This window comes from Myroides guanonis, from assembly GCF_900114085.1.
In the GTDB taxonomy this organism is placed as follows: Bacteria; Bacteroidota; Bacteroidia; order Flavobacteriales; family Flavobacteriaceae; genus Flavobacterium; species Flavobacterium guanonis.
Map to the genome: position 1 here is coordinate 142,718 of NZ_FORU01000005.1, position 13,037 is coordinate 155,754.

Consider the following 13,037-nt stretch of genomic DNA (forward strand, 5'->3'; position numbering starts at 1 on the left):
TTCTTATTTTTTTAAAATAGCATAAATTATTACACCAAAGCCGGCAAATACTACAGTAGGAGCTAACTTAATCCTTTGGAAATTAAAAATAGCATCATTGAATTTTGTTGGGTCATCATTCCCTCCTCCAGACATTAAAATGAAGCCTAAAGCGATGATTGCTAATCCAATTAATAAAAAGATATAATTAGTTTTTGCGAATACAAATTCTGTATTATGATTGTTGTTTTCCATAATTAATAAAGCTGATCAGATTTTAAGTTTAAGAACTTTTGGGTTGCAAAATAGGTGCTGATAGAAGTGATTATCATACCAACTAATAATACGCCAATAGAAACAATTGTTATAGGCATATAGTTTTCCTCTAAGCCAATTCCCAAATCGGGAAACTTCGTGTCTAGGTAATATGAAAGTCCAATTATTCCCGCAATTGCTAATAATGAACCTATTATTCCAAGTTTCATACTATGCCATATAAATGGACGTCTGATGAACGATTTAGTAGCCCCAACCATTTGCATGGTTTTGATGATAAATCTACTTGAAAATATAAGAAGCCTTAAGGAACTGTTTATAAGTAACATGGAAATTATGCCTAATAGAGAACTTGCTATCAATACCCAAAAGGTGATTTTTTTGATATTGTCGTTTACTAGGTCAACCAACTGCTTGTCATAAGTAGTATCTGTAACAAGGGTGTCTTCTTTTAATTCTTTTTCAATTTTAGTGATACTATCTAAATAGACATAAGGTCCATTGAAATGCACATCGAATGAGTTTTCAAGTGGATTAAAGCCTAGAAATTCTAAAAAGTTTTCACCCAATACTTCTTCTTGTGATTTTGCAGCTTCTTCTTTGGAAATAAAGTTTACGTCTTTGATATAAGGAGCTTCTTCCAATGTTGTTTGAAAGTCTTTAATTTCTTTTTCTGATGCTTTGTCTGAGATAAAAATAGACATGGGAATGTTCTCTCTAAAAGTATTGGAGATTTTGTTTGAATTTAAAACAAACAAACTCAAACTTCCCAATAGAAACAATACTAGAAAAATACTAAGTATCACAGAAAAATAAGAGGAAATCAGTTTTCTCTTTTGATATTTCTCATAAGATGATGCCATAAGACGCTATTTATTGTGTGTAAAAATACTAAAGAAAAACGTTTTAGACGACAATAACGTTTAAAGATTTATATTTCTTATAAATATAGCTTATTTTTGCGTTTCGAGATTCTTTTATGATAAATGACAGCCTTTTAAGGTGTCTATTAGTTTTATATAATATAGTATGAAATATACCCCGAATGAAATTGAAGCCAAATGGCAAAAGTATTGGAAAGAAAACCAAACATTTAAAACTGAAAATGATTATAGTAAACCCAAATACTATGTTTTAGATATGTTTCCTTACCCATCGGGTGCTGGACTCCATGTTGGACATCCATTGGGATATATTGCTTCAGATATTGTGGCTCGTTATAAGAGACATCAAGGTTTTAATGTATTGCATCCACAAGGATACGATAGTTTTGGTTTGCCAGCTGAACAATATGCTATTCAAACAGGGCAACATCCTGCTGTTACAACAGAGGTTAATATTGCTAGATATAGAGAACAGTTGGATAAAATTGGTTTCTCTTTTGACTGGAGTAGAGAGATTCGTACTTCGAATCCAGAATACTATAAGTTTACACAAGCTATATTTATTAAGCTTTTTGAATCGTGGTATAATAAGGTAAGTGATAAAGCAGAAGTTATTTCGTCTCTTGTTGCTATTTTTGAAAAGGAAGGTAATGGAAATGTTGTAGCTGTTTGTGATGATAACATAGCGACTTTTTCTGCGGATGAATGGAATGCTTATTCAGAGAAAGAAAAAGAAGTTGTATTGCTAAAATACCGTATGACGTATTTAGCAGAAACGGAAGTAAACTGGTGTCCTGCTTTAGGAACTGTGTTAGCTAACGACGAAATTGTGAATGGTGTTTCTGAACGAGGAGGTCATGCTGTTGTTCGAAAAAAGATGAAACAATGGAGTATGCGAATTTCTGCTTATGCGGATCGTTTGCTTTCTGGATTGAGTGAAATTGATTGGAGTGATAGTATTAAGGAGAGTCAAAAGAACTGGATTGGTAAATCGGTTGGTGCTTCTATTTATTTTAATTTAAAAGATTCTCAAGAACAGATTGAAGTTTTTACAACAAGACCTGATACGGTTTTTGGAGTGAGCTTTGTAACTCTTGCTCCTGAACATGATTTGGTTTTGGATATTACTACAGATACACAAAGAAGCGCTGTTGAAGAATATATCGCTATGACTTCAAAAAGAAGTGAGCGTGAGCGTATGGCTGATGTGAAAACAATCTCTGGGGTTTTTACTGGTGCGTATGCTGTTCATCCTTTTACAGGAGAGTCTATTGAAATATGGATCGGTGATTATGTATTGGCTGGATATGGGACGGGTGCTGTTATGGCGGTTCCTGCTGGTGATGAGCGTGACTTTGCTTTTGCTAATCACTTTGGTTTAGAGATTAAAAATATTTTTGATAAAGATATCAGTGAAGCGGCTTTTACAGATAAAGCTGGTTTTGTTTTGAATAATTCATACTTTTTGAATGGGTTAGATTTTAAAGCAGCTACTGAGAAGGTTATTGAGCGTCTTCAAGAAGAAGGTAAGGGGAAAGGAAAAACAAATTTCCGTTTGAGAGATGCTGTTTTTTCTCGTCAACGTTATTGGGGAGAGCCATTTCCTGTTTACTATGTAGATGGTATGCCAAAAATGATCGATGCTGCTCACTTGCCTATAGTGTTGCCTGAGGTTGAAAAATATTTACCAACGGAAGAGGGATATCCTCCTTTGGGTAATGCTAAAGTTTGGGCATGGGACACTGTGAATAATAAGGTGGTTGAGAATAGTAATATTGATGATGTTGCAGTTTTTCCTTTGGAGTTGAATACAATGCCTGGATGGGCTGGTAGTTCTTGGTATTGGTTGCGTTATATGGATGCAAGTAATGAGAGTCAAATGGCTTCTGAAGAAGCTATCGGTTATTGGGAAAGTGTTGACTTGTATTTAGGAGGTAGCGAACACGCTACGGGACATTTATTGTATTCTCGTTTCTGGAATAAGTTTTTGAAGGATATGGGGATGGTGAAGGTCGAAGAACCTTTTAAAAAGTTGATTAATCAAGGAATGATTTTAGGGACTTCCGCTTTTGTTTATAGAGTAGATGGTACTAATACTTTTGTTTCGAAAGGTAAGATTGGAGATCAGAAAGTACAGCCTATTCACGTAGATGTAAGTTTGGTGAATAATGCGTCTGAATTAAACTTAGAAGGGTTTAAGGCTTGGAGAGCAGATTTTGAAAATGCAACATTCGTATTAGAAGATTCTGGATCTTATATAGTAGGTCATGAGGTTGAGAAAATGTCGAAATCGTATTTTAATGTGGTGAATCCAGATGATATTTGTAATGAATATGGTGCGGATACATTGCGTTTGTATGAGATGTTTTTGGGGCCATTAGAGCAAGCAAAACCTTGGAATACGGCTGGTATATCTGGAGTGTTTGGTTTCTTGAAAAAACTTTGGAAGTTATACGCTTCTGATGAAGGTGTACAGGTTATTGATGAAGAGCCAACTGCTGAAATGTATAAAACATTACACAAGACGATTAAGAAGGTGATTGATGATATTGAAGGGTTTTCGTTTAATACTTCTGTTTCTCAGTTTATGATTTGTGTGAATGAGTTGGGACAACAGAAATGTCGACACCGTGCTATACTTGAACCTTTGGCTGTTATATTAGCACCTTATGTTCCGCATATAGCAGAGGAGTTATGGTCTTTATTGGGGAAAACAGAGTCAGTTTCTAAACAAGCATTTCCAGTTTTTGAACCTTCATATTTGATTGAGAGTTCTAAAGAGTATCCTGTGTCTTTTAATGGAAAGATGCGTTTTAAAATAGAATTGGCTATGGATTTGAACGCTGAGGAGATTGAAAAAGCTGTTATGAATGATGAGCGTACAATTGCACAATTGGGTGGGAAAGAACCTAAAAAGGTGATTATAGTTCCTGGGAAAATTATAAATATAGTAGGATAATAAAAAAGGCTGTTTCAGATTAATGAAACAGCCTTTTTTTTGTCTTGTATACTAAGGTGTGTGATGTGATTTAAACATCGGTTGTTTTAGTTCTTTGGATTATTTGCTTGGATTGATAAGTAATGCGTTTTCGAAACGCTTTCGGATATTTTTAAGGTTGCGTTCCGCTTCTATTCTGGTCTTGTAGCTACCTACCCATACTTTGTATGATGGGTTGCTATAAATAATAGTTCCGTCAATGTCGCTGAAATTTCTTTTGAAATCAGCTAGTTTACGAATTGCCTCGCTATTGCTACCGTAAAAAATCTGAATTTTGTATTTGTCGTTAGCCGTATTTGCTGAGTTGAATTTTCTTTTTTCGTCTAAAAGTGTTTTTACCTCTGATGGTTCTTGAAAAGTGTTTTTTGACTGTTGTGCATATGTTAAGTTATGGAACAAAATTGCAGTAAAAATCGTCAATGTAATTCTTAAAAATCTCATAATGAATAGGGTTTGGTGCAAAAATACAATTATAATTAAAATGTAATGAAAATAATGTTATTTAGAACTGGTATAAATTATACATTAAGGCAGGCAAAGGTTTTTAGAGTAAGGCATAAATTGTATTTTTGTCGGAGTTTATAAATAAGGAGTCGTGTTTTGGCAGTGAAAGAAATGTTAAAATCGTTCCTAATTTAGTTGATAATCATTTTATAACTATGAAAAAAGTGGGTAACCATAATTCGTTTTCAAAGATTTTATTCTTTTGTTTAGCAGTAATGTTTTCATTTTCTGTTAGTTCCTTTGCGCAAGATGCGGCAAAGGGGAAGGAGTTGTTTAATTCAAACTGTGCTGCCTGTCATAAATTAGACGGGAACTCTACGGGTCCAGCGCTACGAGGTGTTGTTGAAAGGCATGATACTCAGTGGTTGCATAAATGGATTAAGAGTAGTTCATCTATGATTAAGTCTGGTGATGCTGCTGCTGTTAAGTTGTTTGAGGAGTGGAATAAGGTTGTTATGAATGACTTCCCGGCTTTGTCGGATGAAGACATTGATAATATTTTAGCTTATACTTCTCAGCCTAAAGCGGAGCCTACAGTTGTTGCTGGTGGACCTACTAGTGCTAGTAATAGTGGAGCTTCAGGTGATGTGAATAACATGGTTGTGTTAGGAGCGTTGTTTGTTGTTTTGGTGTTGTTGGTAACGATGCTTTACTTCGTTAAACGTGTATTGAATAAAATTGTTGAAGTAAATGGATTGACGCCAGAAGTTCGTCAGACTACTCCAATATGGAAGGCTTTTGTGAAGAATCAATTCTTGGTTATTCTTTCTACAATTGTACTTGTTTTAGTGGGGTCTTATTTTGCATTTGGATTTATGATGCAAGTTGGGGTTGATAAAGGGTATGAGCCTGTACAGCCAATACATTTCTCTCATAAGATACATGCTGGAGATAATGGAATTGATTGTAAATATTGTCACTCTGCGGCTAGGTCAAGTAAAACATCAGGGATTCCTTCTTTGAATGTTTGTATGAACTGTCACAAAAGTATTAGTGAGTTTCAAGGTGATGCAGGTACTGATTATGGTACTTATACTCCTGAATTTTACACTGCTGAGATTCAAAAATTATATGATGCGGTTGGATGGGATCCAAGTGCACAAGCTTATACGGGTGAAGAGAAGCCAGTTAAATGGGTTCGTATTCATAATTTACCTGACTTTGCTTATTACAATCACTCACAACACGTGAATGTTGCAGGATTAGAGTGTCAAACTTGTCACGGTCCAGTAGAGGAAATGGAGATCATGAGACAACATGCTCCTTTGACTATGGGATGGTGTATTGACTGTCACAGAACAACAGATGTGAAAATGGAAAACAATGAGTATTATGCGAAAATTCACGAAGAATTATCGAAAAAATACGGAGTTGAGAAATTGACTGTTGCTCAAATGGGAGGTTTAGAGTGTGGTAAGTGTCACTATTAATAATAATTTAAGAAGCTAATATATATATACAATGGCATCAAACAGAAAATACTGGAAAAGTGTTGAGGAGCTGAATGATAATAGTTCTATTGTTGAGACGCTAAGAAACAATGAATTTGTTGAAGAGATTCCAACAGATGAGTTTCTTGGAGATAAGGACACGTTGTCTTCTTCATCTACAACGCGTCGGGACTTTTTGAAATATGTAGGTTTTTCTACAGCTGCAGCTTCTTTAGCAGCTTGTGAGGGACCTGTAGTAAAGTCAATTCCTTATGTGGTTCAACCGGAAGAAATTATTCCTGGTGTTGCGGATTATTACGCTACTACTATAGCGGATGGATTTGACTTTGTGAATGTGTTGATTAAGACTCGTGAGGGTCGTCCGATTAAAGTTGAAAACAATAGATTGGAAAGTGCTTATACAGGAGCTAATGCTCGTGTTCATGCATCTGTTCTTTCTTTATATGATAGTCTTCGTTTAAAAGGGTCTAAAATTGATGGTAAGTCTGCTTCTTGGAGCGATGTTGATGCTGCGGTTAAGGCTAGTTTAAAAGAGGCTAATGAGAAAGGTGGTAACGTAGTGTTGTTAACTAATACTATGGCGAGTCCATCTACTGATAAATTGATTTCTGAGTTTATTGCTCAAAATCCTACGACTAAGCATGTTATTTATGACGCGGTTTCTTCAACTGCTTCATTAGATGCTTATGAGCGTGTGTATGGTGAGCGTGCTCTTGCTGATTATGATTTTGCAGAAGCTGATGTGATTGTTTCTGTAGCTGCTGATTTCTTAGGTGATTGGCAAGCTGGTGGATACGATACTGCTTATGGGCAAAAACGTATTCCTAAAAACGGTAAAATGTCTAAACATATTCAGCTTGAGGCTAATATGTCTTTGACAGGAGCTAACGCTGATGTGCGTGTGCCAATGACTGTTGCAGAACAAAAAATGGCTTTGGTTAAGATTTACAACGAAATCGTTGGTGCTAATGTTTCAGTTGGAGCTACTAGCAGAGATGAAGCGGTTGTGAAAATTGCTAAGCAATTAAAATCTGCTGGAAATAGAGGTGTTTTAGTTTCTGGTTTGGATGATGTAAATGCTCAACTGTTAGTGTTTGCTATTAACCAAGCTTTGGGTTCTCAGGCTTTTATTCCATCTAAACCAAAATATGTTAGAAAAGGAAATAGTGCACAAGTAGCACAATTGATTAAAGATATGAATGCAGGTGCTGTTCATACTTTGATTATGTCTGGTGTAAACCCGGTGTATACTTTAGCTAATTCGGCTTCTTTTGTTGAAGGATTGAAAAAAGTAAAAACGTCTGTTGCTTTTTCTTTGAAAGAGGATGAGACGGCTTTACAAACTACTATAGCTGCTGCAGCTCCTCATTATTTAGAGTCATGGGGTGATGTGGTAATCAAAAAAGGACACTATGCTGTTATGCAGCCTACTATTCGTCCTCTTTTTGAAACTAGACAATTCCAAGAATCACTTATGGTGTGGACTGGAGCTGAAGGAGCTTATTATGATTATTTGAAATCTGTTGGTTCTTCAATGGTTTCTAGTAAATCATGGAATAAAATAGTGCATGATGGTATCGCTGAGTTTGATGCTGTTAATACTGTAAGTGTTGCTTTTGATCATGCTGTTGCTGCTTCTGAATTAGCGAAAGCTAAGAAGGTTGATGGTTTAGAGTTAGTGTTGTACACTAAAACTGGTATGGGTGATGGTCAACAAGCTAATAATCCTTGGTTGCAAGAGTTCCCAGACCCGTTAACACGTGTTTCATGGGATAACTACTTGACTATGTCAAGAGTAGATTCTGAGGCGAATGGATTTAAAAACTACAATGTTGCTAACGGAGGTTTAAACGGAAGTTATGCTACTGTTGTAGTGAATGGAGTTACTTTAGAAAAGGTTCCTGTTTTAATTCAACCTGGTCAAGCTGTTGGAACTGTAGGTCTTTCTTTTGGATATGGTCGTAAGGCTGCTATGAAAGAAGAAATGCAAGTTGGTGTTAATGCTTATGCGTTATACCACGATTTCAAAGATGTTCAAGGTGCTAATGTTACAGTTGGTGCTGGAGATCATGAATTTGCTTGTGTTCAGTTGCAAAATACCTTAATGGGTAGAGGGGATATCATTAAAGAAACAACTTTAGAGGTTTTTAATTCTAAAGATGTTAAAGAGTGGAATATTTTCCCAATGGTATCTTTAGATCACCAAGAAGTACGTGCTAATTCTGTTGATATTTGGGAGTCTTTTGACCGTTCTATCGGACATCACTTCAATTTGTCAATTGATTTAAATGCTTGTACTGGATGTGGTGCGTGTGTTATCGCTTGTCATGCTGAGAATAACGTACCTGTAGTTGGTAAGTCAGAAATTAGAAGAAGTAGAGATATGCACTGGTTGCGTATTGACCGTTATTATTCTTCTGAAGAATCTTTCATAGGTGATGTTGATGTGAAAAACGCTGCTAGCGGATTTACTGAAAACTTCAATATGTTTAAAGAGTTGGAAAACCCTGCGGATAATCCACAAGTTGCTTTCCAACCGGTAATGTGTCAGCACTGTAATCACGCTCCTTGTGAAACTGTTTGTCCAGTAGCGGCAACTTCACATGGTCGTCAAGGTCAAAACCATATGGCTTATAACCGTTGTGTTGGGACTAGATATTGTGCGAACAACTGTCCTTATAAAGTAAGACGTTTTAACTGGTTCTTATATAACAATAACGATGAGTTTGATTTCAACATGAATGATGATTTAGGACGTATGGTACTTAATCCTGATGTGAATGTTCGTTCTCGTGGGGTTATGGAAAAATGTTCTATGTGTATTCAAATGACTCAAGCTACAATCTTAAAAGCTAAGAACGAAGGAAGAGTTGTTGGAAAAGATGAGTTCCAAACTGCTTGTTCTGCTGCGTGTGGTAGTGGTGCAATGGTGTTTGGTGATGTTAACGATAAAACTTCTGATGTTGCAAAATTAGTAGAAGAGGATCGTATGTATCACTTGTTAGAGCATATCGGAACAAAACCAAATGTGTTTTATCACGTTAAGGTTAGAAACAACTAAAAACAAATTATTAATTAAAGAAATTTATAAAGGATTATGTCGTCACATTACGAAGCACCCATTAGAAAACCTTTAGTTCTTGGTGAGAAATCTTATCACGATGTAACTGTAGATGTGGCTAGACCTGTTGAAGGGAGAGCAAATAAACAATGGTGGACTGTGTTTACTATTGCTTTGATTGCTTTTCTTTGGGGAGTAGGCTGTATGGCTTACACGGTAGCAACTGGTATCGGTACTTGGGGATTAAATAAAACAATTGGATGGGCCTGGGATATTACTAACTTCGTTTGGTGGGTTGGTATTGGTCACGCAGGAACTCTAATTTCAGCAGTATTATTATTGTTTAGACAAAAATGGAGAATGGCTATTAACCGTTCTGCGGAAGCTATGACCATTTTCTCTGTTGTTCAGGCTGGGCTTTTCCCAGTTATACACATGGGACGTCCTTGGTTAGCATATTGGGTTTTGCCTATTCCAAACCAGTTTGGTTCTTTATGGGTAAACTTTAACTCACCATTGCTTTGGGACGTATTTGCAATTTCAACGTATTTATCAGTTTCATTGGTTTTCTGGTGGACTGGTTTACTTCCTGACTTTGCGATGTTAAGAGACCGTGCTATTACACCGTTTACAAAACGTATTTATTCTGTCCTAAGTTTTGGATGGAGTGGTAGAGCTAAAGACTGGCAACGTTTTGAAGAGGTTCACTTGGTGTTGGCTGGTTTAGCTACTCCTTTGGTGTTATCTGTTCACACGATTGTATCTTTTGACTTTGCTACTTCAGTTATTCCTGGATGGCATACTACAATCTTACCTCCGTACTTCGTTGCTGGGGCTATCTTTTCTGGATTTGCAATGGTGAATACCTTGTTAATCATTATGAGAAAGGTTTCTAATCTTGAAGATTATATTACTATACAACATATCGAATTGATGAATATCGTGATCATGATTACGGGTTCTATCGTTGGGGTTGCTTATATTACAGAATTATGGGTTGCTTGGTATTCAGGAGTTGAATACGAACAATACGCTTTCTTGAATAGAGCAACAGGACCTTACTGGTGGGCTTATTTCTTGATGATGACTTGTAACGTGGTTTCTCCACAGGTTATGTGGTTCAAGAAAATTCGTACTAGTATTATGGCATCTTTTATTATATCGATTGTCGTGAACGTTGGAATGTGGTTTGAACGTTTCGTAATTATCGTTACTTCATTACACAGAGATTACTTACCATCTTCTTGGGCGATGTTCCAACCAACTTTCGTTGATGCTGGTATTTATATTGGAACTATTGGTTTCTTCTTTGTGTTGTTCTTGTTATACTCTCGTACTTTCCCTGTAATTGCACAGGCAGAGGTTAAAACTATTCTGAAATCTTCAGGAGAGTTCTTTAAAAAAGCAAGAGACGAAAAAGGTACTAATCAAACTTTAAATCATTAATTTGCTATGAGTAATAAAGTAATACATGCGATTTACAATGATGATGATGTATTGTTACATGCAGTAACTGAAACAAGATCGGCTCATCATCATATTGAAGAAATTTATACGCCTTTCCCAGTTCATGGTTTGGATAAAGCTATGGGGTTGGCTCCAACTAGATTAGCTATTACTGCTTTTCTATATGGTTTGGTTGGTTTAGCTTTTGCTACTACTATCTTAAACTATATCATGATTGAGAACTGGCCACAAGATATTGGTGGTAAGCCAAGTTTTAGTTTTATTCAAAACATGCCGGCTTTCGTTCCAATTATGTTTGAGTTGACTGTTTTCTTTTCAGCCCACTTAATGGTTTTTACTTTCTTCATGAGAAGTAAATTATGGCCATTTAAAAAAGCTGAAAACCCTGATGTAAGAACTACTGATGACCACTTCTTAATGGAAGTTGCTTTACACGGTAATGAGGAAGAAGCTATTGAGTTCTTCAAAAACACTGGAGCAGTAGAAGTTAAAGTAATTGATAAAGAACAATAGTAGATGAGAACGATATTTAAAATAGCAGCTGTACTTGGAGTTTCAGTTTTGACTACTTCTTGTTTTAATAAAGAGCGTCCTAATTATCAGTTTTTTCCAAATATGTATCAAGCTGTATCTTATGAAACTTATTCTGAGGTGCCGGCTTTCAAAAATGGAAAAGAAGGGCAATTGCCTGCAGAGCATTCAGTTCCTCGTGGGTTTGAAGTTTATGAGTTTGCTAATACTCCAGAAGGATTAGCTGAAGCAAAATTAAACTCAAAATCTCCTTTGACGGAATTAGAACGAAATGATCCTAAAGGTAAAGAGCTTTATACAATTTACTGTTCTGTTTGTCATGGTGACAAAGGGGATGGAAAAGGGAATTTGGTTAAGAGAGAGAAGTTTTTAGGAGTACCAAGTTATGCTGATCGCGAGCTTACAGAAGGAGGCATTTATCACGTAGTTACTTATGGATTAAATTCAATGGGTTCTCATGCGAATCAAATGACGCAACAAGAACGTTGGATAGTAGCTGATTACGTTTTAAAATTGAAATCAGAATTATAAATTGTAAAATTTATTTGAAAGTTTAGATATGTACACATTTTCAAACAGGTTGAAAACCTTTGCAATAGTTCTTATGGTCCTTGGATTAGTAGGAATTGTTTACGGGTTTATCAATGCACCCAAAACAGTAAGTGACGTTGAGCAGATTTTAACTGAACAACATCACGGAGATTCTCACCATGTTGGTGAAGCAGGTGGTTCTCATGCAGAACTTTCAGCTGATGAACAGGCAGAGCACCAACACCATTTAGAACACGTTTTGCAACAAATGCAAAATAAGCCATGGGCAGCTGTATATGTTGCTTGTATTTTCTTTATGTTGATTTCTTTAGGAGTCTTGGCATTTTATGCAATTAATTATGCATCACAAGCAGGCTGGTCTCCAGTTCTTGCTAGAGTTATGGAGGGATTAAGCGCTTATTTATTACCTGGTTCTATTATATTCTTAATTTTATTGGTTCTTTCTTCTATGAATATGAATCATCTGTTCATTTGGATGGATGCTGATGTTGTGGCAGATGATAAGATTATTAGTGCAAAGACGGGGTATTTAAATGTTCCTTTCTTTTTAATCAGAACAGTTATTTATTTAGCAGGATGGAATTTATACAGATATTATGCTGTTAAAAATTCTAGAGCTATGGATGCTAATTTTGATATTGCAATTCATAAACGTGTTTTCAAAGCTTCGGCTGCATTCTTAGTATTCTTTATCGTTACTGAGTCTATGATGTCATGGGATTGGATTATGTCAATTGATACGCACTGGTATAGTACGTTATTCGGTTGGTATGTTTTTGCTAGTTTCTTTGTAACTGCTGTTACAGTTATTGCTTTCACTACTTTGTATTTGAAATCAAAAGGATTGTTAGAGTATGTTAACACAAGTCACATTCATGACTTAGCTAAATATATGTTTGGTTTAAGTATTTTCTGGACTTATCTATGGTTCTCTCAATTTATGTTGATGTGGTACTCTAATATTCCAGAAGAGGTAACTTATTTCGTATTTAGAATTCAAGAATACAAACTGCCTTTCTTTGGTATGTTGTTATTGAACTTTGCGCTGCCATTGTTATTATTAATGAATACTGAATTCAAACGTATTACATGGGTTATTGTTATGGCTGGAACTTTGATTGTTGTAGGTCACTATTTAGACTTCTATAATATGATTGTTCCTGGTACTGTTGGTGGATCATGGTTTATTGGTGTTCCTGAAATTGGTTCATTAATGTTCTTTGCTGGATTGTTTATCTTTGTGGTATTCACTGCAATGGCTAAAGCACCTTTGTTGCATAAAAACCATCCATTAATTGAGGAAAGTAAACAATTTCATTATTAATATATATCTA

At 35.8% G+C, this 13,037-nt stretch carries 10 protein-coding genes; 7 read left to right on the forward strand and 3 right to left on the reverse strand.

Annotation, left to right across the window (positions count from 1 at the left end; all coding sequences use genetic code 11):
- Positions 1-3 precede the first annotated feature (3 nt).
- Both BM024_RS06305 and BM024_RS06310 read right to left on the reverse strand, forming a co-directional pair.
- A complete protein-coding gene (locus BM024_RS06305; RefSeq protein WP_090678614.1) occupies positions 4-234 on the reverse strand; it encodes a DUF3098 domain-containing protein in 231 nt (76 codons plus the stop codon).
- Positions 235-236: 2 nt separating this feature from the next.
- Entirely contained in the window at positions 237-1,118 is an 882-nt protein-coding gene (locus BM024_RS06310; protein WP_090678615.1) for a cell division protein FtsX, read from the reverse strand.
- Between the two features lie 166 nt (positions 1,119-1,284).
- Here BM024_RS06310 and leuS point away from each other — a divergent pair, with 166 nt between their 5' ends.
- Positions 1,285-4,098: a leucine--tRNA ligase gene (gene leuS / locus BM024_RS06315; protein WP_090678616.1), complete on the forward strand. Its 2,814-nt coding sequence runs from the start codon at positions 1,285-1,287 to the stop codon at positions 4,096-4,098.
- A gap of 99 nt (positions 4,099-4,197) precedes the next feature.
- On the opposite strand, the gene BM024_RS06320 is transcribed toward leuS, so the two are convergent.
- Positions 4,198-4,578, reverse strand: a complete 381-nt coding sequence (locus tag BM024_RS06320) for an SPOR domain-containing protein (RefSeq protein WP_090678617.1) — start codon at positions 4,576-4,578, stop codon at positions 4,198-4,200.
- Positions 4,579-4,796: 218 nt separating this feature from the next.
- On the opposite strand from BM024_RS06320, the gene BM024_RS06325 reads away from it, so the two are divergent.
- Genes BM024_RS06325 through BM024_RS06350 form a run of 6 tightly spaced genes read left to right on the forward strand, consistent with a single transcriptional unit; the run spans position 4,797 to position 13,027 of the window.
- A complete protein-coding gene (locus tag BM024_RS06325) occupies positions 4,797-6,071 on the forward strand; it encodes a c-type cytochrome (protein WP_090678618.1) in 1,275 nt (424 codons plus the stop codon).
- A gap of 31 nt (positions 6,072-6,102) precedes the next feature.
- Positions 6,103-9,153 carry a TAT-variant-translocated molybdopterin oxidoreductase gene (locus BM024_RS06330; protein ID WP_090678619.1) on the forward strand — a complete coding sequence of 1,017 codons (3,051 nt, stop codon included), beginning with the start codon at positions 6,103-6,105 and terminating at the stop codon, positions 9,151-9,153.
- Between the two features lie 36 nt (positions 9,154-9,189).
- The gene (nrfD, locus tag BM024_RS06335; RefSeq protein ID WP_090678620.1) at positions 9,190-10,599 is read left to right on the forward strand and encodes an NrfD/PsrC family molybdoenzyme membrane anchor subunit; all 1,410 of its coding nucleotides are present in this window, start codon (positions 9,190-9,192) and stop codon (positions 10,597-10,599) included.
- 6 nt (positions 10,600-10,605) lie between these two features.
- Positions 10,606-11,133 carry a DUF3341 domain-containing protein gene (locus tag BM024_RS06340; protein WP_090678621.1) on the forward strand — a complete coding sequence of 176 codons (528 nt, stop codon included), beginning with the start codon at positions 10,606-10,608 and terminating at the stop codon, positions 11,131-11,133.
- A 3-nt stretch (positions 11,134-11,136) separates the two neighbouring features.
- Positions 11,137-11,682: a c-type cytochrome gene (locus BM024_RS06345; RefSeq protein ID WP_090678622.1), complete on the forward strand. Its 546-nt coding sequence runs from the start codon at positions 11,137-11,139 to the stop codon at positions 11,680-11,682.
- 28 nt (positions 11,683-11,710) lie between these two features.
- Entirely contained in the window at positions 11,711-13,027 is a 1,317-nt protein-coding gene (locus tag BM024_RS06350; RefSeq protein WP_090678623.1) for a quinol:cytochrome C oxidoreductase, read from the forward strand.
- The last annotated feature ends 10 nt before the right edge of the window (positions 13,028-13,037 follow it).